The sequence below is a fragment of the Mycolicibacter engbaekii genome (genome assembly GCF_002101585.1).
GTDB classification, from domain to species: domain Bacteria; phylum Actinomycetota; class Actinomycetes; order Mycobacteriales; family Mycobacteriaceae; genus Mycobacterium; species Mycobacterium engbaekii.
The window spans coordinates 15012-35004 of record NZ_LQOT01000040.1; the positions used below are offsets into that span (position 1 = coordinate 15012).

Annotated in this window: 18 protein-coding genes and 1 pseudogene; 9 read left to right on the forward strand and 10 right to left on the reverse strand. The window is 65.8% G+C overall.

Going from position 1 to position 19993, the window contains the following annotated elements:
* Window positions 1-42 precede the first annotated feature (42 nt).
* Window positions 43-1071, forward strand: a complete 1029-nt coding sequence (locus AWC02_RS11455; RefSeq protein WP_085128894.1) for a CobW family GTP-binding protein — start codon at window positions 43-45, stop codon at window positions 1069-1071.
* Between the two features lie 11 nt (window positions 1072-1082).
* On the opposite strand, the gene AWC02_RS11460 is transcribed toward AWC02_RS11455, so the two are convergent.
* The 5 genes from AWC02_RS11460 to AWC02_RS11480 form a co-directional block, all read right to left on the reverse strand.
* On the reverse strand, window positions 1083-1553 hold the full coding sequence (locus AWC02_RS11460) for a nuclear transport factor 2 family protein (RefSeq protein WP_085128895.1): 471 nt from the start codon (window positions 1551-1553) through the stop codon (window positions 1083-1085).
* An 11-nt stretch (window positions 1554-1564) separates the two neighbouring features.
* A complete protein-coding gene (locus AWC02_RS11465; protein WP_085128896.1) occupies window positions 1565-2395 on the reverse strand; it encodes an alpha/beta fold hydrolase in 831 nt (276 codons plus the stop codon).
* 516 nt (window positions 2396-2911) lie between these two features.
* Window positions 2912-3847: an alpha/beta fold hydrolase gene (locus AWC02_RS11470; RefSeq protein WP_085128965.1), complete on the reverse strand. Its 936-nt coding sequence runs from the start codon at window positions 3845-3847 to the stop codon at window positions 2912-2914.
* A gap of 219 nt (window positions 3848-4066) precedes the next feature.
* Window positions 4067-5173, reverse strand: a complete 1107-nt coding sequence (gene arsB, locus AWC02_RS11475; protein WP_085128897.1) for an ACR3 family arsenite efflux transporter — start codon at window positions 5171-5173, stop codon at window positions 4067-4069.
* A 27-nt stretch (window positions 5174-5200) separates the two neighbouring features.
* Window positions 5201-5605 (reverse strand): ArsI/CadI family heavy metal resistance metalloenzyme, encoded by a 405-nt coding sequence (locus AWC02_RS11480; RefSeq protein WP_085128898.1) that lies wholly within the window; start codon window positions 5603-5605, stop codon window positions 5201-5203.
* A gap of 100 nt (window positions 5606-5705) precedes the next feature.
* On the opposite strand from AWC02_RS11480, the gene AWC02_RS11485 reads away from it, so the two are divergent.
* Window positions 5706-6068, forward strand: a complete 363-nt coding sequence (locus AWC02_RS11485; RefSeq protein ID WP_085128966.1) for an Rv2640c family ArsR-like transcriptional regulator — start codon at window positions 5706-5708, stop codon at window positions 6066-6068.
* Window positions 6069-6141: 73 nt separating this feature from the next.
* Here AWC02_RS11485 and AWC02_RS11490 read toward each other — a convergent pair whose 3' ends face one another.
* A complete protein-coding gene (locus AWC02_RS11490; protein ID WP_085128899.1) occupies window positions 6142-7530 on the reverse strand; it encodes an oxygenase MpaB family protein in 1389 nt (462 codons plus the stop codon).
* A gap of 203 nt (window positions 7531-7733) precedes the next feature.
* Between AWC02_RS11490 and AWC02_RS11495 the strand changes: the two genes are divergently transcribed.
* On the forward strand, window positions 7734-8711 hold the full coding sequence (locus AWC02_RS11495) for a PE-PPE domain-containing protein (protein ID WP_237160434.1): 978 nt from the start codon (window positions 7734-7736) through the stop codon (window positions 8709-8711).
* A gap of 18 nt (window positions 8712-8729) precedes the next feature.
* On the opposite strand, the gene AWC02_RS11500 is transcribed toward AWC02_RS11495, so the two are convergent.
* Together AWC02_RS11500 and AWC02_RS11505 are read right to left on the reverse strand one after the other, a co-directional pair.
* Window positions 8730-10223, reverse strand: coding sequence for an alpha/beta hydrolase (locus AWC02_RS11500; protein ID WP_085128900.1), 1494 nt, complete (start codon window positions 10221-10223; stop codon window positions 8730-8732).
* Between the two features lie 74 nt (window positions 10224-10297).
* Window positions 10298-11041 carry an SDR family NAD(P)-dependent oxidoreductase gene (locus AWC02_RS11505; RefSeq protein WP_085128968.1) on the reverse strand — a complete coding sequence of 248 codons (744 nt, stop codon included), beginning with the start codon at window positions 11039-11041 and terminating at the stop codon, window positions 10298-10300.
* Between the two features lie 271 nt (window positions 11042-11312).
* Between AWC02_RS11505 and AWC02_RS11510 the strand changes: the two genes are divergently transcribed.
* The 4 genes from AWC02_RS11510 (at window position 11313) to AWC02_RS11525 (ending at window position 16810) form a co-directional block, all read left to right on the forward strand.
* Complete coding sequence (locus AWC02_RS11510; RefSeq protein WP_085128901.1) at window positions 11313-11891, forward strand: TetR/AcrR family transcriptional regulator; 579 nt, start codon at window positions 11313-11315, stop codon at window positions 11889-11891.
* 92 nt (window positions 11892-11983) lie between these two features.
* Complete coding sequence (locus tag AWC02_RS11515) at window positions 11984-12979, forward strand: zinc-dependent alcohol dehydrogenase family protein (RefSeq protein ID WP_237160435.1); 996 nt, start codon at window positions 11984-11986, stop codon at window positions 12977-12979.
* A gap of 232 nt (window positions 12980-13211) precedes the next feature.
* Window positions 13212-14843, forward strand: coding sequence for a glutamate synthase-related protein (locus AWC02_RS11520; protein WP_085128903.1), 1632 nt, complete (start codon window positions 13212-13214; stop codon window positions 14841-14843).
* Window positions 14840-16810 (forward strand): thiamine pyrophosphate-dependent enzyme, encoded by a 1971-nt coding sequence (locus AWC02_RS11525; RefSeq protein ID WP_085128904.1) that lies wholly within the window; start codon window positions 14840-14842, stop codon window positions 16808-16810. The genes AWC02_RS11520 and AWC02_RS11525 overlap by 4 nt, the downstream gene beginning before the upstream one ends.
* A 154-nt stretch (window positions 16811-16964) precedes the next feature.
* Here the strand turns inward: AWC02_RS11525 and AWC02_RS11530 are convergent, their stop codons facing one another.
* Both AWC02_RS11530 and AWC02_RS11535 read right to left on the reverse strand, forming a co-directional pair.
* Entirely contained in the window at window positions 16965-17222 is a 258-nt protein-coding gene (locus AWC02_RS11530; protein ID WP_085128905.1) for a DUF3297 family protein, read from the reverse strand.
* Between the two features lie 259 nt (window positions 17223-17481).
* A complete protein-coding gene (locus tag AWC02_RS11535; protein ID WP_046315660.1) occupies window positions 17482-17841 on the reverse strand; it encodes an Rv2640c family ArsR-like transcriptional regulator in 360 nt (119 codons plus the stop codon).
* 102 nt (window positions 17842-17943) lie between these two features.
* Here AWC02_RS11535 and AWC02_RS11540 point away from each other — a divergent pair, with 102 nt between their 5' ends.
* Together AWC02_RS11540 and arsB (AWC02_RS11545) are read left to right on the forward strand one after the other, a co-directional pair.
* On the forward strand, window positions 17944-18426 hold the full coding sequence (locus AWC02_RS11540) for an ArsI/CadI family heavy metal resistance metalloenzyme (RefSeq protein WP_085128969.1): 483 nt from the start codon (window positions 17944-17946) through the stop codon (window positions 18424-18426).
* Between the two features lie 30 nt (window positions 18427-18456).
* Window positions 18457-19989: pseudogene (gene arsB / locus AWC02_RS11545) on the forward strand (ACR3 family arsenite efflux transporter).
* The last annotated feature ends 4 nt before the right edge of the window (window positions 19990-19993 follow it).

Consider the following 19993-nt stretch of genomic DNA (forward strand, 5'->3'; position numbering starts at 1 on the left):
CCGTGGCGACACCCCGGCCCGCCGACCGCCGATAATGGCCCGGTGGCCGACCGCAACCTTCCCGCTATCCCCGTCATCGCGCTGACCGGCCACCTCGGGGCGGGCAAGACCACCTTGCTCAACCATGTGCTGCGAGCGCCGGAGGCTCGAATCGGCGTCATTATCAACGACTTCGGCGAACTCAACGTCGACGCCGGCCTGGTCACCGGCCAAGTCGACGAGCCGGTGTCGATCGCCGGCGGATGCATCTGCCATCTGCCCGACGAAGGCGGGCTCGACGAGGCGCTGGAGAAGCTGGCCGACCCGAAGCTGGCGCTCGACGCGATCATCATCGAGGCAAGCGGGGTGGCCGAACCCGCGGACGTGTCGCGGGTCATCCGGTTCAGCGGGGTGGAACGGATCCGCCACGGCGGTGTTGTCGACGTCATCGACGCGGCGGAACATTTCGACACGGTCGATACCGCGACAGCCCCGCCACAGCGCTACGGCGTGGCTTCCCTGGTGGTGGTCAACAAGCTGGATCGGATCGCCGAGGAGGCCCGGGAAGAGACCCTTCGTCGGATCGAGACCCGGGTGCGCGAACTCAATCCCCACGCGCACGTGGTGGGCGCTATGGCCGGAAGGGTGGATCCCCGGCTGCTCTACGACGTCAGCGACGCCGAAGAGTCCGGGCAGCTGTCGTTTCGGGAGCTGCTTCTCGACGAGGCCGGCGAAGCTCACGACGAGCACCACGACCACGTGCATGCTGCCTCCATCACCGTTGTCGGCGACGGCGCCGTGGATCCGGGACCGCTCATCGACCTGCTCGAACAGCCGCCGCAGGGCATCTACCGGATCAAGGGCACCGTCGCGATCGGCAAGCGTCGCTATCTGGTCAACGTCGTCGGCACCTCCGTGCACGTGGTGACCGCGCCGGCGGGCTCAGGCCCGAGTCATCTGGTCGCGATCGGCACGGACCTCGACACGGCGGATGTTCGCGCGCGGCTGGAAGTGGCTCTGCGCCCCGCGCCGGAGAAGGTGGCCGCCGCGGGCATGCGCCGGTTGCAGCGGTTGCGGCAGTACAGCATCTAGCTGGGGCGCCCTCACAGGCCCAAGTCGCTGAGACCGGCGTGATCGTCCGGCCGGATGCCTGCGCGGTCCCAGTGAAAGAGTCGGTCGGCCTCGGTGATCGCGACGTCGTTGATGCTGGCGTGGCGGGTTTTCATCAGCCCGTCGCCGTCGAACTCCCAGTTCTCATTGCCATATGCGCGAAACCACTGCCCACTGCTGTCGTGGTATTCGTAGGCGAACCGCACGGCGATCCGCTCGTCACCGTACGCCCACAGTTCTTTGATCAACCGGTAGTCCAGCTCAGTCGCCCATTTGTCGCGCAGGAACTCCACGATCTGTTCTCGGCCCCGCAGGAATGTGGAGCGGTTGCGCCACCGGCTGTCCGGGGTGTAGCCCAGCGCGACCCGCTCGGGATCGCGGGTGTTCCAGAGGTTTTCGCCGGCGCGGACCTTGGCGGTCGCCGTCTCCCGGGTGAAGGGAGGAACCAATGCGGATGTGCTCATCGTCGGATCTCCTAGGGCTGGGACTGCAGGAACGCCAGCAGGTCCGCGTTGATGGTGTCGGCATGCGTGGTTGGCATGCCATGGGGAAAGCCGCTGTAGGACTTCAGCGTTCCGTTCTTGAGCAGTGCGGCGGACTTCGGGCCGGAAGCGATGTACGGCACGATCTGGTCGTCCCTGCTGTGCATCACCAGCGTCGGAATGGTGATCTTCTTGAGGTCCTCAGTGAAGTCGGTTTGGGAGAACGCGACGATCCCGTCGTAATGCGACAGTGCGTCGCCCATCATCCCTTGGCGCCACCAATTGTCGATGATCGCCTGCGACGCCGTGACGCCCGGTTGGTCGAAGTTGTAGAACGGGCCCGCGGGCAACGCCCGGTAGAACTCCGATCGGTTGGCCGCGAGTTGGGCCTGCAGACCGTCGAACACCGACTTCGGAAGACCCTCGGGGTTGGCCTCGGTCTGCACCATCAATGGCGGTACGGCCGAGATCAACGCGGCCTTCGCCGCTCGATCTTCGCCGTGGCGCCCCAGGTACCGGACCACCTCCCCGCCACCGGTCGAATGCCCCACGTGGATGGCGTCGCGCAGGTCGAGGTGCTCCACTACCGCGAGTAAGTCGTCGGCGTAATGGTCGGCGTCGTGCCCGTCGGGGGTCTGCGACGAGCGCCCGTGGCCGCGCCGGTCGTGCGCTACGACGCGATACCCGTGCTGCAGGAAGAACAACATCTGGTTGTCCCAGTCGTCAGACGACAGCGGCCAGCCGTGACTGAAAACGATCGGCTGACCCGAACCCCAGTCCTTGTAGAAGATTTCCACTCCGTCAGCGGTGGTGAGTGTGGGCATGTCGTCTCCTCAGGCCGGCCCGGTGCTGGGCATCAGTGGGGGCTTGTCCTTGCGTATTGGCCTCGACGGGATCGCTGCGGAACCGTTCGAGGAATTGGACCGGTTCGCCGCCCACAGTTTCCAGACGACACCCGATAAGTTCGCCCGCGGGTCCGCCCCCGCGACCAGCGTTGACCCGCACACGGGCAGAATACTGGCCGCGCCTGAATTTGCCGCTCGTCACCGTTTTCATGTCCGAAATTCGGACCGGGTAATCCGCAGACGCCCGTCAGCAGAACATTCCAAATCCTCTTGTGATTCCGGTGGGTCATCGCCGATGTTCACCGAAAGGCCAGGCCCCGGGGCGGGCGCATCATTTCAATCCGGCTAACTTTAATTCGAGAACTGCCGACGCCCAGGTCGAGAGGTCCGCGGCAGCGGCCCGCTATCACGCGTTAAACCGTCAGCTGTACAAGCTCTTTCACGCTTCCGAGGAATGAAATCCGGTGGTCGTCGATCGTATCGACCCGGCCTGCGCTATGGCGTCGGCTCGGAGGCCGGCCCGATGAAGTCGACACCCTCACGAATCGCGGGGCGATGCCTCAAGATTCGGAAATGCGCCAGCCGGCCCAGTCCCGACGTCGTCATCAACCGCGCACCCGGCCAGGACGCAACCACCTTCTCACTCGTCGCATAGGGAGTTTCGGGGTCGTCGGGGTCGTGGATGAGCAGCAGCGGCGGATAGTCGGTTTTCTCTGCGATCCGGACCATGTTGGTGTCCTCGAGCGTCATACCGATACGGCGCTCCAGGCGGCGATGCAGGCCGGTACGGATCCGTCGGCCGAAATTGTGGCGCGCGGCGAACAGATCCAGGTAGATGGGGAACTCACCCATCGGCGCCAGGAACACCAACTTTCCGACCGTTGTACCCCACGAGGCCGCGAAGGCTGTCGCGTTAGACCCCAGGGAGTGGGCGACCACCGCACGTGCGGGCCCGTGCGTCCGGATCATGGCCGCGACCGCTTCGGCGCACTCGATGGCAGTGGTGCGACCGGGTGCCAGCGCACCAGGATCAGACTCGTTGTGGCTGGGCAGGTCGAACGCGATAACACGGTGGCCGGATGCCACCAGGGGCTTGATGAACATGCCGAGGTGCGGGCGCCGCCCGCCCCAGCCGTGCACGAGATAGACCGGGGGCCCCTCGCCCCACGACTCGCCCACGATCCGATGCCCGTCCCAATGCGCCTCCAGCGGCTCGCCAGGAGGAACTCCGGGCGGCATCCGCAGGCTGGACTCGATGACCGGAGGGGTGCACCACAGTTCCAGCGCCCAGCGCGATCCGATGGCGGGGGCCACTCGCTCCAACAGCCAGAACAGCCGACGCACCCATGGCCTGACCGGCGGTTGGACGCCGGAACCCTCCACATCGAGGACGATCGGGCTCGGCGAAACGCCCGCCGCCGAAGCCTCGATATCGGCAGGGGCTCCGGCGCGCGGGTCGGGCGGCTGTGAATCCGGCACATACCGAGGTTAGCGAGCGAGGATGTTGCACGGCCATCAACGCGCTGAACCGCGCGTTCTTACCACGCCCGATGCCGTCGCTCAGCCGGTGACGCCCTCGCCCGAGCAGTCGTGGTGGGAATAGGTCAGGGCGCGTTCAGCCAGCCGGCAACGCCACTGCGGTGGTCGAGACTAATCCCCCGTGGATTGCCCCGCCGCGCCGCGGTTTTGATCGGACGGGAACAGGCGCGGACGCAGGGCCAGGGACAGGTAGACCAGGGCGACCAGAACGGGCACTTCAATCAGCGGGCCGACAACGCCCGCCAGCGCCTGGCCGGAGGAGGCGCCCCAGGTGGCGATGGCCACGGCGATGGCGAGCTCGAAGTTGTTGCCCGCCGCGGTGAAGGCCAAGGTGGTGGTGCGGGCATAGCCGAGTCCGAGTACGCCACCCAGCAGATAACCGCCGCCCCACATGATCGCGAAGTACGCCAGCAGCGGCAGGGCGATCCGGGCGACGTCGAGCGGCCGGTGGGTGATCTGATCTCCCTGCAGCGCAAACAGGATCACGATGGTGAACAGCAGCCCGTACAGCGCCCACGGCCCGATCACCGGCAACACCCTGGCCTCGTAGAAGTCCCGGCCCTTGCGTCGTTCGCCCAGGTAGCGGGTGAGGTAGCCGGCGACCAGAGGGATGCCGAGGAAGATCAGGACGGATTTGGCGATCTGGGCCGGCGACACCTCGATGCTGGTTTGGGGCAGCCCCAACCATCCCGGCAGCACCTTCAGATAGAACCAGCCCAACACGGCGAACATGGCGACTTGGAATATCGAGTTCAACGCGACGAGCACCGCGGCGGCTTCGCGGTCACCGCAGGCCAAGTCGTTCCAGATGATGACCATGGCGATGCAGCGCGCCAGGCCGACCACGATCAGACCGGTCCGGTATTCGGGCAGATCGGCCAGCAACAGCCACGCCAGGGCGAACATCACCGCCGGGCCCAGCACCCAATTGAGCAGTAGCGAACTGATCAGCAGGCGCCGGTCGCCGGTGACGGTGTCGAGGCGGTCGTAGCGGACCTTGGCCAGCACCGGATACATCATGATGAGCAGCCCGGCGGCGATCGGCAGCGAGATCCCGTCGAGCTGCACGGCGCTCAGCGCGTTGCCCAGACCGGGCACGGCACGCCCCAGGGCAAGCCCCGCAGCCATCGCCAACCCGATCCAGAGGGGCAACAGCCGATCCAGGCTGGAAAGTTGCGCCGCCGCGCCCGGGTGTCGCACGGCGCGGACCTCAGACATGCATTACCGCCTGTTCGTCTCAGTGATCTAGCAGCACGAGGCCGGTGCGGCCGCAGTTCCGAAGGTGTCGGCGTCGGCGAGTTTGGTGTAGATCTCCCAGCGTTCCTGGCCGGGTCCGGTGGCCCAGACCTTATCTTGCGTGGCGAAGCAGCACGTCGTCCCAAGCTCTTCTTCGGTGAACAGTCCGGCCTCGCGCAGGCGTGCGATCTCAGCGTGCACGGCCTCGCTGGAAGCGACCTCCACGCCGAGATGGTTCAGGGTGCCGCCCTGGCCGGGGTTTTCCAGCAGCACCAGCTTCAGCGGCGGATCGGCGATCTCGAAGTTGGCGTAGCCCGGCTTGACCTTGGCCGGTTGGGCGTCAAAGAGCTTGGCGTAGAACGCGACGGCAGCGTCGAGGTCGTCGACGTTGAGGGCGAGCTGGATACGGGACATGACAACCACCTCCGGTTGTTAGACATATGTCGAACTAGTGGGCTGCGCCCAGCATGCCACCTTTTCGAAGTATGTCAACAAGGTGTGGCAGAATGGCTGGGTGCCCAAAGCGTTGCCCACGATCGACATGACTGCACCGGTGTGTTGTGCGCCGGTCGCCTCGGGCCCGATGAGCGACAGGGATGCGTTAGAGATCGCACTGCGGCTCAAGGCCTTGGCAGATCCGGCGCGGGTCAAGATCGTGGCGCACCTGTTCAGCTCGACCACCGGTGAGCAGATCTCCGGAGACCTGGCCGCGGTCCTGGAGCTGAGTGAGTCGACGGTCAGCCACCACCTCAGCCAGCTCCGCAAGGCCGGGTTGGTGGCCTCCGAGCGGCGCGGAATGAACGTGTTCCACCGGGTGCTTCCCGAAGCCCTGCAAGCGCTGTGCACCGCGCTCGACCCGAACTGCTGCGCCGACTAGCCGCGATCGGCGTCGCCGACGGGCTCACGACCCGATGCCAGCGGGAACCGCCCCGGCGCGCACCCGAGCGTCGCTAGCCGGTGAAACCCTCACCCGATGTCGAACGGTCGTGGTGCGAATAGGTCAGGGCGATGTTGAGATTCTTGGCGATCTCGTTGAGCATCGCGATCCGCTCCCGCGCAACCGCACCCGTCCTCTTCCGGCGCTCCCGAATCGGATTGGACCACGGCAACCTGTCGGCCACCATGGCGATACCGACGTTGAGTTTGGTGAGGCGCTCGAAGGTGCGCACCCGGCGCTGGTAGTTATAGCCCAGCGGCTCAAACATGGTGCCTGCCACCATGGCGTCGATCTGCTCGAAACCGAACACGACACCGGCCGGCGCAAAGGCGATCATCGACGTGATCTGGTTGGCGTACTTGGCCACCAGCTTGCGCAGGGGTCCGGGCAGCGTCCCCGTCAGGGTCTCCAGGTGTTTCGGACCGGCGACGGCGTCGACCAGTTCGGCTCGCCACGGTGACGGGTTGCCGCCGCGCGCCAACACGTAGTTCAGCGACTTGATCAACTCGATCCCGTTGGGAGAGTGCAGCCGCTCGGGCGCGCCCCACAGCCGGCCCGAGAACGAGGAGTACTCGGCGAGATCCTCCAGTTGGGCCGGTGTCAGCTTGCGTCCGAACGCGTGGTCGATGAGCCGGCTGAGCAGCAAGCCACTGCCGAAGCCCAGCAACGACGTCACGGGAATGGGCTCGCCGAACTTCAGATAGAGCTCGTCACCCCACTTGCGGCGCAGTCCCCGGCTGGCCAGCGCGTGCATCAACCGCACCCGCACCACATCCTGGAACGCCTCCGAGTGCCGGTCGAAGATGTCCGGCAGGGTGAATTCGGCGAAAACCCGGGCGGTTTCGATGAAGCGGCGCGGGCCGTCGTCGGCGAACCGGCCGGTGGCCCCGGTGGCGGCCGAGATGTCGCCGGTCATCGCGGTCTCGTAGAGCGCCCAGCCGCGGATGATCGTGGTAGCCGAGATCGTGGCCGACATCGCCAGCATCCGGCCGCGCTCGGCGGCGACCAGATCGAACTGACTGGGCAGCTGGTCCAGGTGCTCGAAGAGGTCGACCAACTCTTGGGGCGGGTCTTGCACCGTTTCGATGCCCTGGGTCAGGGCCTGCTCGAACATCGCCCGGCCCTTCTCGTGGCCCAGGCGTTCGAAGGCGTCGACGACGCCGGTCATGTGTTCGTCGCGCTGCCAGAAATAGTCGTCGCGCATCCGGGTGATGTCGTTGGGCTCGACCTCTTTGTCGATGTCGATCCACGGCCCGAAGATGATCTCGCGCATCTGGCGCCACTGCGCGGCGAAGTGGTCCCGGCCCGGCGGGATGGGCCGCAACGGCCGGTCCGGGTGGTCGCGTCGGTTGAAATCGACGTCCTCGATCTGGATCTTCGGACGTTCACCGGTCACAGTCATGCGGCAACCCAATCTCGCAATAGGATACTGATTTATGACGTTATCACATGGTGGCTCCGATCAGACCGGGGTTCTCCGAGTGATGCCGCCATGTTTGCCCACGTAAAAACTGCCTCTGACGAACCACGGGTTGCCCGCTGCCGTCCCTTCGAGGGTCGGGGAAAACCCGGTTCGTTGTCGGGCAACGATGAAAGGATCCGACCGTGCACAGATACCGGACGTTTGCCCACGCCGCCGCCGTTGCGGCACTCGTCGGAGCCGCCACCGCGCCGATCGCCCGGGCCGCAGACTCGCAGGTGACCTTGTTGGCTGCCGAGGGTCCGCTCTCCGGCAGCCAGACGGCGATCATCATCGGGGGCACGTTTGAGCCCACCCCGTCGCTCGACTTCGCGCGGGCCGCCCAGTCGCTGTATCTGAATGCGCTGGGCTTCGACATCGAAGCGAACGGCTCGACGGTCTGTTACATGGACGGCACCGACCCGTGCAGCGCTGCGCTGCAGGTACTGACCACACCGCAGCTGATGCAACAGGGCCACAGCACCCTCACCGGAGCATCGAACCTGGTTCTGGCCGTGCAGAACGCCCTGGCAGCCAATCCGGGCGCCTACAGCGCTGAGCAGCCTTTGGCGGTTTTCGGCTACTCGCAGGGCGCGGCGGTCGGCTCGATCGCCATGACCCAGCTCGCCGCAGCCGGCGTCCCCAGCGAACTGCTGCACTTCGTGTTCATCGGCAGCCCCGCCACCGCAGACGGAATATGGCCCAACATCCTGGCCACCCTCGAGGCGGTGTTCGGTCCGGACATCACGAACTTCCTGATCGACTTTCTCGATCTCGAAGGCGTTCTTGGCCTGATTACTCCGAATGATCTGTACCCGGCGACCATCTACTCGATCGACAACGACTTCGCCTCGGACTGGCAGGGGAATTTCGACACGTGGGGCCTGTGGGGCGAGCTGGTGCCCGGCCTGATCCGGCACGGCGAGTACCTGGGGCTGACGCCCGATCAGATCGCGGACGCGACCATATCGACCGACGGGTATCTCACCTACGTCGACATCTCCGACGACATCGACAACATCGGCGCGGCGCTCAATGCCATCACGTTTGGGGGCGTTCTCAACAGCGGGCTGCTGCAGGCGATGTACGACTCTCTGGTGTTCGCCCTGACCAATTCGTTCTAGACGGAGTGCAGGCGGTGGTCACAGCTCGCAGGACGCACCGGTCGGCGGCAATGTGAGGTCGATCAGGTAGTCAGCAGCTATCTCATTGACGCACTGATTGGTTCCGGCCATCACGATGGTGTGGCCTTCGCCTTCCACGGTGAGCAAGCCACCGCCGAGCGCCTGCGCCAGCGCGATGCCGCCGGCGTGCGGTGTGGTGGGATCACCGGTGATAGACACCACCAGGGTGGGCGACAGTCCGACGATGTCGGTCGCGTACGGGATCCCCAGCGTCGGCTTGACTGGCCAGTGTTCGCAGCCGTCTCGTGCGCCGGCGAGCCTTACTCCCGGATCCATGAAGGGCGCGACCTCAAATATCCGCGCGCGTAGCCCGTTTCCCTGGTCTTCGGTGAGTCTTTGCTCGTCCATACAGTTGATTGCGTACAGCGCCTCGGCAAAGTTGGGCCAGCGCCCCTCGGCATCGCGCAGCGCGAAGTCGTAGCCGAGCTGAAGCAGTTCGTCGCCCCGTCCGTGCTGCAATTGCGCTATCCCCGTGATGATTCGGGGCCACGCGGCTTCGCTGTAGAGACCGGCGATCACCCCACCGATCGCTGCGTCGAACCCTAGATCGGTACCCAACGCGGGCACGGGATGTTCGTAGAGCGGACGGACGATCTGCTGGAACTGTTGGGTAGCCCCGGCCGGGTCGGCGCCCAGTGGACAGTCGATCCGGTTGGCGCAGAACGCGGCCATCTGGTCGAAGGAGCGCTGGAACCCCGCGTACGCGGCGACCCTTCGGGCGCCAGTGCCCATATTCGGATCGATACCGCCGTCCAGCAGCATCGCGCGCACGTTCTGCGGGAACTGCTCGGCGTAGACCGCTCCCAGCCTCGTCCCGTAACTCTGCCCGAGGAAGGTCAGCTTCTCGTCACCGAGCACCGCTCGCAGAATGTCGATATCACGGGCTGCATCACGGGTGCCGACACTGGCCAGCACGTCGGTGCCGCCGGAGCGCTGCGCGCACCGATCGAGAATGTCCTGCGTGTCCTGTTCCGTCCACTGCACGGCGGTGCCCTGAGTGCTGAGCACGAACTCGCCTCGATCTGCCTCGGCATCGGTGTAGCACTCGATGGCCGGTTCCGAGCTGCCCACCCCGCGCGGGTCGAATCCGACAAGGTCGAACCTGTCGGTCACACGGGCCGCTGCTCCACTCGCCATTGCCGCGGTGGCGAACAGTCCGGAACCGCCGGGCCCGCCGGGGTTGATGACCAGCGATCCGAGGGGTTCGCCGTGGGCCGGTACCCGTGCGACGGCGAGTAGGGCCGTCTTGGCCAGCGGCTCTTGGTAGTTCAGCGGAACTTTCAGCCGGCCACATTCGATGGTCGGTGCCAGGGCGAAGACAGCGCGCTCAATGGAGGTATTGGTATAGCGGTCGCAGGGCTCCCAGTTGATCCGTTGCGAGTAGAACCGGCCCAGGCTCGCTGACGGCTGAGCCGTCGTCGTGTCTGGCGTGCAGGACGCCATCGCGATCATCGCTGCCAGAATGGGAAGAACCCAGTTCGGTGATCCGCGGCGCGGCCTCGGACGCGCGGGCCCACTCACTGACGTCAGAATTGGCTGCTCCCACCGTCGACGTAGATCTCTGAGCCGGTCATGTAGGTGCTGCCATCGGAGGCCAAGAAGGCTATCACACTGCCGATCTCGTCCGGGCGTGCCCGGCGCTTCATCGGCACAGTGGCAGTCAGGTCCTCCAGCGCACCACCGGCTCCCTCGAAAAGGTCAGCCAACCCGGGGGTCTCGGTGAGTCCTGGGGCGACAACATTGACACGGATTCTGCGGTCGATAAGCTCGGCGGCCCAGCTTCGGGCCAGCGATCGGATCGCGGCCTTGGACGCGGCGTAGACGCTCGTGCCCGGCGAAGCCTTCGCGTCGCCGGCGGAACCACACAAGATGACCGATGCGCCGTCGTTGAGCAACGGAAGGGCGGCTTGGACGGTAAAGATGATCCCGCCGACGTTGGTGTTGAACGTATGAGCGTAGTGCTGCCAGGTGATATCCCCCAACGGCGCGGCCCCGGCAATACCTGCGTTGGCGAAGACGATGTCGAGCCCGCTTCCCCGGGCCTCGATGGTGGACGCGACGCGGGCAAGGTCGGCCTGCTCGGTCACGTCGGCGCGGATGGCACCGACGTGAGGGGTGCCCATGCCGGCGACGGCTTCGTCGAGTGCGTCTTGGCGGCGCCCGACGAGGAACACGTGAGCGCCCTCCTTGGCGAGCGCCTGTGCTCCGGCGAGACCGATGCCCGATGTCGCCCCAGTGACGAGGGCAGTCCTACCTGCCAGTTTTGACACGTGCATCTCCGATGGTTGTTCCGCGCGAATTCGCCGAGCATTGGCGGGGGGAAAGGCCAGCCGCCTGGACGCCTGGTAGCGGCACCACGACTTAGCTTCTGGCGCTGGGGATTTGAACGCCTTGCTGTGGACTCCTCCTACTGGCGGTACCCCCGAGCGACGAGAGGAGCCGCCACCGGTGAACGATCTCGACGATACGGTCCGTCTCGTCTCTTGTCAAGACGGAACGTCTCGTATTGTTTGGAGGCGCATAGGCGGCTAGGGTTCTGACATGCCGCCGCTTCCGCCCGACCCCAGCCGACGCAACGAGCATTCGCGGCGGGCGATTCTTGAGGCTTCCCTGGCCCTGGTCGGTGAACTCGGCTACGACAACGTCTCTATCGAGGCAATCGCCAAACGGGCGGGCTGCGGCAAACAGACGATCTACCGCTGGTGGCCCTCGAAGGGGGCGGTGGTGCTCGACGCCGCTACCGAAAGCCTCAACCCCGTCGTCGTATTCCCCGACACCGGTGACATCGTCACCGATCTACGGGCGCAGTTGATGGGAATCCTGGACCTGATCGCGTCCACAAGTTTCGGTGCGGCATACCGGGGTGTGATCGCCGCAGGCCAGTCCGATCCCAGCCTGTTACGTGCCGTCTTCGACCGGATCATCGAACCCAACATCACCGGGTTCAGCGAGCGGGCAGCCCTGGCCCAACAGCGCGGCGAGATGCGCCCCGACGCCGACGTGACAACGCTGCGCGATGTGCTCTACGGAGTCATCGAATACCGGCTGTTCCACGCGATGGCGATCGAGCCCCAGCACATCGACGCACTGCTGAAGCTCACATTCGACGGAGTGCGCTGACGCTCCGAGCATCCCCGGAAGGAGCCTTCCCGTTTCCGCAGCGGCGACGCGGTCTACTAACCACGACAAGGGAACCCGATATGACTGACTCGATGAAGGCCATGGTGCTCACCCGTTTCGGAGGAGTCGATGGTTTCGAGCTGCGCGAGGTCCCGGTGCCGAGCGTCGAGCCCCGCCAGGTACGCGTGCGCGTCCACGCGACCTCCGTCAACCCGCTCGACTATCAGATCCGTCGCGGTGACTACGCGGATCAGGTGCCGCTGCCGGCGATCATCGGGCACGACATCTCCGGCGTGATCGAGGAAGTCGGATCCCACGTGACCGAGTTCCGCGTCGGTGATGCGGTGTACTACACGCCGCGAATCTTCGGCGGTCCCGGCTCCTACGCCGAACAGCACGTCGCCGACGTGGACCTAGTCGGCCCGAAGCCGGCGAACCTCAGTCACCTGGAGGCGGCGAGCCTGACTCTGGTCGGCGGAACGGTCTGGGAGTCCCTGGTGACGCGGGCTCAGCTCACCGTGGGGGAAACGATCCTCATCCACGGCGGCGCGGGCGGTGTCGGCACCATCGCGATCCAGGTCGCGAAGGCGATCGGCGCACGGGTGGTCACCACCGCCAGGGCCGGCGACCATGATCTTGTGCGCGCTCTCGGAGCGGATGCGGCGATCGACTTCACTTCGAACGACTACGTCGATGCCGTGGTCGAGATGACGCGAGGCAAGGGCGTCGACGTCGTCTTCGACACGATCGGTGGTGATGCGCTCACCCGAAGCCCACTGGCACTGGCCGACTCCGGACGCGTCGTCAGCATCGTCGACATCGCGCAGCCGCAGAACCTCATCGAGGCGTGGGGCAAGAACGCCGCCTACCACTTCGTCTTCACGCGTCAGAATCGGGGAAAGCTGGACGCGCTCACCACGTTGGTCGAGCGGGGTCTCGTGAAGCCGGTGATCGGCGCGACTCTTCCGTTGGCTCGCATGGGCGAGGCGCACGAGCTCCTGGAGAACAGGCGCGCCTATGCACTGCACGGCAAGGTGGCTATCGACGTGGCGGGCGATACCGTCGCGCTGCCCCGACGCACGTCGTGACGGGACCGCGCACTCGGGCGGTCCCAACCATGTTGACCCGGCCGCCAGCTAGTTGTGTACGCAACTACAATGGGAGCCGTTCACGCGCGCAGTTTTCCCAAACCGGCAGTCGTTGCAGATTTTGACTGCTACCCTGGCGGCGATGGCCCGGATCGGATTAGTTGCGCCAACAATCGCTTTTCTGGGCGACGGCCACCTGCTGGGCTGCCCCGACTGACCACTAGGAGTGGCCATGACGACGACCTCGAAACCGACTGCCGGCATAAGGCTGGCCTCCCTGGCCGAGCTGCCCGACAACGCTCCCTTCCCGGTCACAACAGCAGGTGTGGACCTGGTACTCATCCGCCGTGGCGGCGACGTCTCCGCGCTGTATGGGCGTTGCGCGCATCGTGGCGCCCTGCTGGCTGACGGGCATGTCGAAGACGGTGCTGTCGTCTGCGATGTACACGGCTGGCGCTACAACGTCGAGACCGGCATCTCGCCGATCAACCCATCGGTGGCTTTGGCGACGTTTCCGGCTTGGGTCTCCGACGGGGCCGTGTACATCGATCGGACCGCCGTTGCCGAGTTCGCCCGGAACAATCCGCAGCCCTACGGCGACGACGGCTATCAGGGCAGGTGGGCCCGACCCGCCGACACGAAAGAAGAACCCTTCAACACCGCAATCCATGAGCTGGCCAGCCACGGGCTGAGCAAGGTCGGAGAACACGGAACCACAGCTGCAATGGGTGTTCCGCGCGCCGAACTGCCTTCCTGGGATTCGATTCAGCTGCTCACCGCGCAGTTGGCACGACTGCCGCTGCTCGACGATGAGCCGGTCAGTACCGAAACCATCATCGGACCCGACGCCAACCGGCCGCTGGTCCTCGACATCCCGCTGTTCATCAGCGACATGAGCTTCGGCGCGTTGTCCCAGGAGGCTAAGACGGCCCTTGCGGCCGGCGCAGAACGTGCCGGGACCGGGATCTGCTCGGGCGAAGGAGGCATGCTCCCCGAGGAGCAACAGGAGAATTCGAAGTACCTCTACGAGCTGGCCTCGGCCCGCTTCGGATGGAGCTTCGAGCATCTGCAGAAGGTTCAGGCGTTTCATTTCAAGGGCGGGCAGGGCGCCAAAACCGGAACGGGAGGGCACCTTCCCGGGACCAAGGTGGTGGGAAAGATCGCCGAGGTACGTGGCCTGCCTGCCGGCACGGCCGCGATCTCTCCGGCACGGTTTCCGGACTGGAACTCGCTGGCGGACTTCAAAGAATTCGCCGCGCAGGTCCGCGAAGTCTCCGGCGGAATCCCGGTCGGCTACAAACTCAGCGCCCAACACATCGAACGCGACCTCGACGCCGCACTCGAGATCGGCGTCGACTACATCATTCTCGACGGCCGGGGCGGCGGAACCGGCGCCGCACCAACAATTTTCCGCGACAACATCTCGGTACCCACCATTCCTGCACTGGCCCGGGCCCGCCGGCACCTGGACCGCAGCCAAAGCCGGGTGACGTTGGCCATCACCGGCGGCATCCGCACCCCCGCCGACATGGTCAAAGCGCTGGCCTTGGGGGCCGACGCGATCGGACTGGCCAACAGCGCGCTTCAGGCCATCGGCTGCGTCGGTATGCGCGCCTGCCACACCAACACCTGCCCGGTCGGCATCGCCACCCAGGACCCTCGCCTGCGCTCCCGGCTGCCGGTGCGGCAGGCCGCCGAACGCCTGGACCGCTACCTGCGTGCTTCGGTGGACCTGATGGTGGTGCTCGCCCGGGCCTGCGGGCACCGGCGTCTCTCTGATTTCACCCTCGACGACCTGACGACGTTCGACCGTGACTTCGCGCACCTCAGCGGAGTTCCCTACGCAGGAGTGACAGCACTATGACCGTGCAGGACGGCACCGGAGAAATCAGCCAAGAACTGGAATGGCACAAGGCTGCCGAGCCCGGCGAACTCAGCGAGGGCCAGGTATCGGCCTGCCCGGCCGGACTCAAGACCGTCGCGTTGACCAAGCTGAACGGGCGCTACGGCGCCATCGACAATCGCTGCCCGCATCAAGGCGGGCCGCTCGGCCAGGGCACCCTGGAGAACGACAAGATCCGTTGTCCCTGGCACGGCTTCGACTTCGACCCGTTCACCGGCCAGGCTGCCGGCGGTCCGGATTTCGATGTCCCTACCTACCCGGTGCAAGTCCGCGACGACGGCATCTACGTCGGCACCCCACCGCCGGCTGCTGCCCGACGAACCGTCAGCGACGTCCTGGTCGAGACGATGACCAACTGGGGCGTCGACACCGTCTTCGGGATGGTCGGCCATTCCAATCTCGGTATCGCCGAGGCCCTGCATCGGGCCGAAACCGAAGGGAAAATGCGTTATTTCGGTATCCGCCACGAGGGGGCCGCGGCTTTTGCGGCGTCGGCCTACGGAAAGCTCACCGGCCGGCCGGCAGCCTGTTTCGGTATCGCCGGACCGGGTTCGACCAATCTGCTGACCGGGCTCTACGACGCCAAGGCAGACCGGGCACCGGTACTGGCCCTGTCCGGCAATGTCGATTCCGCGGTGGCCGGCAAAGGGGCGTTTCAAGATATCGATCTACTGGCGGCGTTCGCCGATGTCGCCGTCTACTCCGAGATGGTGCGCGCCGGCTCCGAGCATGCCGAGTTGATGACCCTGGCGCTCAAACACGCCATCCTCGATCGCGGCGTCGCCCACCTGGTGGTACCGGATGAAGTGCAGATCATCGAAGCCCCGGATCAACGCGCTTCCGGGCCCGAAGGCCGGATGCCTGATCTGCGGGTCGCGCCGCCCTCGGCTCCGCTGGAGCAGGCGATCGACCGCATCGCCGCCGCAACCCGGCCGGTGATCGTCGTCGGCGCCGGCGCGAAATTCGACATGCCGGCTGTCGTCGCGCTCGCCGAGCGCCTGCAGGCCCCGGTACTGACCACCTTCAAAGCCAAAGGTCAGATCCCCGACGAGCACCCGCTCGCCTGCGGCACCTTGGGCCGCTCGGGCACGCCGGTCGCGTCATGGATGATGAACAAGGCCGACCTGCTGGTGGTGTTCGGCGCGTCGTTTTCCAATCACACCGGCATTTCGCCGTACAAGCCGATCATCCAGGTCGATACCGACCCGTTGGCCCTGGGCCGATTCGCCCCGGTGGCCGTCCCGCTGCTCGGCGATGTCGGGGTGACGGCGGCAGCTCTGCGGCAAGGTCTGCGCACCCACCCGGGCCTGGTCGACCAGTGCCCGGAAATCGCCGAGCGCTGGTCGGTGTGGCGGACGGAGAAAGCCCGCCGTACCACGGCATGCCCCAGCGGGCGGGTCGCAGCCGCCGCGGTCTTTGCCGAACTCAGCGATCTCACTCCGGCGAACGCCGTACTCACCGTCGACGTGGGCAACCACGCCTACTCGTTCGGGCGATACTTCGAGACCAAAGGCCAACAGGCGGTGTTGATGTCGGGCTACCTGGGCTCCATCGGCTTCGGATTCCCCGCCGCAATGGGGGCATGGGCCGCCGCGCCGGACCGTCCCATCATCGCCGTCACCGGCGACGGCGGATTCGGCCAGTACCTTGCCGATTTCACCACGGCGGTCAAGTACGGCATGGACATCACCCACATCCTGCTCAACAACGGCGAACTGGGCAAGATCAGCCAGGAGCAACGCAGTTCGGAGTATGAGGTGTGGCAGACGTCGCTGCACAACCCGGATTTCGCCTCGTTTGCGCAGAACTGCGGGGCATACGGCAGACAAGTCAGCAACCCGGCAGACCTGAGATCTGCTATCGCAGAAGCGCTTTCCCACCCCGGTCCGGCGCTGGTGGAGATCCTGACCGATGCGCGGTCGAATTGAGGCCGACCGGATCCTGCCGCGGCGGGAGGCCGGCCTGACCAAGCGCCCGAATGCGGCAGGTCAGGACGAGCCGTCACCTGGTCTTGGCGCCACTCGGGCCACAGGCTGACCCGTCACCGGGTTGACAACCGCGCCGGTGACCCCGGGAAATCCGCTATTCCGCCGGGCGGAAGAACGGTTCGACCGTGCCGCTGAGCTTGACGATCATCGGGTTTCCGCGGCGATCCTTCGCGGTGGGGATTTCGACACGGACCCAGCCCTCGGCCACGTTGTATTCGTAAACATTGGTTCTCTCGACGCCGTTGAAGCGAATACCTACGTCGCGGCGAAGCACCTCTTCGTCATAGAAGGCGCTGCTCGGATCGACGGAGAGGTGATTCGGTGGAACGTCTGCACTGTGGTCTTCGGGCATGCCGGCTCTCGTTGAATGCTGCGTTTAGTTGCTCGGATTTGGTTTTGAACGAATCTACGCGACTCAGCGTTAGGGGGCGCGCGTAGGTCCGGATGGTCAGCGCAGCGGCCCTACTCCCGACACAGCACCGCCGTAGCCAGCCGACTTTGAGGGCGCTTACGCACACCCTGATTCATGCGTACGTGCGCATATATAACGAGGGTGTGGCCGCGGATTCCTCGTCGGACCGCTTAACGCACCAGGAGCGAGATTCTGGCTTTCAGGTGCAGCAGTTCGGGTCCAGTGCGGTGCACAGCGCCTGCAGGGCCTCCGGGCGGACCCGGTGGAACACATTCATCCCGCGCCGCTCCGACACCACCAGGCCCGCCTTGCGCAGCTGGGTCAGGTGGTGGCTGACCGTGGACTCGCTCAGACCCAGCACCGCGGCCAGCTCGCCGGAAATCTCCTCACCGGCGGTCGAGCCGAACAGATGCGAGACGATCTTTACCCGCACCGGATCGGCTAACGCCTTGAGCCGCAGCGCGATCTCGAGCGCATCGGCATCGCTCATCGGCCCCGAGGCCACCGGGGCGCAGCACACCGGCGCGGACATGTCGATCACCGGCAACGCTTTGGGCATGCCGCCATTCTGCCAGAATGCATTGACATATATCGAAACGGTGGGCATGCTGGGCGGCATCCACGAGTTCGACATATGTCTCACAGGCCGGAGGTGTTCGTCATGTCCCGGATTCAGCTCGCCCTCAACGTCGATGACCTCGATGCCGCAATTGCGTTCTACTCCACGCTGTTCAATGCCGAGCCGGCCAAGGTCAAGCCCGGCTACGCCAACTTCGCGATCGCCGACCCGCCGCTCAAGCTGGTGCTGCTGGAAAACCCCGGCCAGGGCGGCACCCTCAACCACCTGGGTGTGGAGGTGGCCTCCAGCGAGGTCGTGCACGCCGAGATTGCCCGGTTGAGTGAATCGGGCCTGTTCACCGCGGAGGAGATCGGCACCACGTGTTGCTTCGCCACCCAGGACAAGGTCTGGGTGACCGGCCCCGGTAACGAGCGCTGGGAGGTCTACACCAAACTCGCCGACACCGAGACCTTCGGCGCCAGCCCGCAACACCCCGACAGTGACGTCGTTGGTCCGCAGGTGTGCTGCAGCAGCACCGCCACCGCGCCCGACGAATCCGCGGCCGCCCCGGCCACCTGCTGCTGACCGGCGAACAAACCACACAGGCGGTGACGGATGACTGACAGCGCAACCTCGACCCACCCGGCGGCGGCACGGCTGTCCACCCTGGACAGGCTGCTGCCGCTCTGGATCGGGCTGGCCATGGCCGCAGGCCTGACGTTGGGGCGCATCATCCCCGGCCTGGGCAATGCGCTCAGTGCCGTCCAGCTCGACGGGATCTCGCTGCCGATCGCGGCCGGACTGCTGATCATGATGTATCCGGTGCTGGCCAAGGTCCGCTACGACCGCCTCGACACCGTCACCTCCGACCGCCGGCTATTGGTCAGCTCCCTGGTGCTCAACTGGGTGCTGGGCCCGGCGGTGATGTTCGCGCTGGCCTGGCTGCTGCTGGCCGATCTGCCCGAATACCGCACCGGCCTGATCGTGGTCGGGTTGGCTCGCTGCATCGCCATGGTCATCATCTGGAACGACCTGGCCTGCGGGGACCGCGAAGCCGCCGCCGTGCTCGTCGCACTGAACTCGCTCTTCCAAGTCGTGATGTTCGCCGCGCTGGGCTGGTTCTACCTGGCGGTGCTGCCCGGTTGGATCGGGTTGCCGCAAACCAGCATCGAGGTGTCCCCGGGGCAGATCGCGAAGTCGGTGGTGATCTTCCTGGGCATCCCACTGGCGGCCGGATACCTGTCTCGGCGCATCGGCGAACGCACGAAGGGCCGGGACTGGTATGAGACCCGGTTCCTGCCGCGCATCGGGCCGTGGGCGCTCTATGGCCTGCTGTTCACCATCGTGATTCTCTTTGCGCTGCAGGGCGATCAGATCACCCACCAGCCCCTGGACGTGGTCCGGATCGCCGTCCCCCTGTTGGCCTATTTCGCGATCATGTGGGGCGGCGGCTCCCTTCTGGGCGCGGCGCTGGGCTTGGGCTACGCCCGCACCACCACCCTGGCGTTCACCGCGGCCGGCAACAACTTCGAGCTGGCCATCGCCGTGGCGATCGCCACCTGGGGTGCCACCAGCGGCCAAGCCCTCGCCGGAGTGGTCGGCCCCCTGATCGAAGTGCCCGTCCTGGTCGGCCTGGTCTACGCCTCCTTGGCCCTGCGGTCCAGCTTCGCCCGGCCCACCGCGTCGACAACCTGATCCCCGGACCCAGCGATGAGTCCCGAACTCTGCCGACCCAGCGTGCTGTTCGTCTGCGTGCATAACGCCGGTCGGTCCCAGATGGCTGCTGCGCTGCTGGCACACCTGTCCGGCGGTCGAATCGAGGTCCGTTCCGCCGGAACCGAACCCGCCGATCAGATCAATCCCGCCGCTGTCACCGCGATGGCCGAACTCGGCATCGACATGACTGGCAAGAGCCCCAAAATCCTCACCGCCGACACCGTCCACACCAGCGACGTCGTCATCACCATGGGTTGCGGCGACACCTGCCCCTACTTGCCGGGCGTGATCTACCGTGACTGGAAACTCGACGACCCCGCCGGCCAACCCCTCGACGTTGTTCGCGGGATTCGCAACAACATCCGCGAACACGTGCAGGCCTTAATGGATGAACTTCTACCGTCCGAGGCGCGCGGCCGGCACGAAAAGTAGGGGC

Excerpts from the sequence above, each read along its gene's own strand:
- AWC02_RS11460 (WP_085128895.1), bottom strand. The coding sequence starts at position 1,553 with ATGAGCACATCCGCATTGGTTCCTCCCTTCACCCGGGAGACGGCGACC.
- AWC02_RS11465 (WP_085128896.1), bottom strand. The coding sequence starts at position 2,395 with ATGCCCACACTCACCACCGCTGACGGAGTGGAAATCTTCTACAAGGAC.
- arsB (WP_085128897.1), bottom strand. The coding sequence starts at position 5,173 with ATGTCTGAGGTCCGCGCCGTGCGACACCCGGGCGCGGCGGCGCAACTT.
- AWC02_RS11480 (WP_085128898.1), bottom strand. The coding sequence starts at position 5,605 with ATGTCCCGTATCCAGCTCGCCCTCAACGTCGACGACCTCGACGCTGCC.
- AWC02_RS11490 (WP_085128899.1), bottom strand. The coding sequence starts at position 7,530 with ATGACTGTGACCGGTGAACGTCCGAAGATCCAGATCGAGGACGTCGAT.
- AWC02_RS11500 (WP_085128900.1), bottom strand. The coding sequence starts at position 10,223 with ATGATCGCGATGGCGTCCTGCACGCCAGACACGACGACGGCTCAGCCG.
- AWC02_RS11510 (WP_085128901.1), top strand. The coding sequence starts at position 11,313 with ATGCCGCCGCTTCCGCCCGACCCCAGCCGACGCAACGAGCATTCGCGG.
- AWC02_RS11515 (WP_237160435.1), top strand. The coding sequence starts at position 11,984 with ATGAAGGCCATGGTGCTCACCCGTTTCGGAGGAGTCGATGGTTTCGAG.
- AWC02_RS11520 (WP_085128903.1), top strand. The coding sequence starts at position 13,212 with ATGACGACGACCTCGAAACCGACTGCCGGCATAAGGCTGGCCTCCCTG.
- AWC02_RS11525 (WP_085128904.1), top strand. The coding sequence starts at position 14,840 with ATGACCGTGCAGGACGGCACCGGAGAAATCAGCCAAGAACTGGAATGG.
- AWC02_RS11530 (WP_085128905.1), bottom strand. The coding sequence starts at position 17,222 with ATGCCCGAAGACCACAGTGCAGACGTTCCACCGAATCACCTCTCCGTC.
- AWC02_RS11535 (WP_046315660.1), bottom strand. The coding sequence starts at position 17,841 with ATGCCCAAAGCGTTGCCGGTGATCGACATGTCCGCGCCGGTGTGCTGC.
- AWC02_RS11540 (WP_085128969.1), top strand. The coding sequence starts at position 17,944 with ATGTCCCGGATTCAGCTCGCCCTCAACGTCGATGACCTCGATGCCGCA.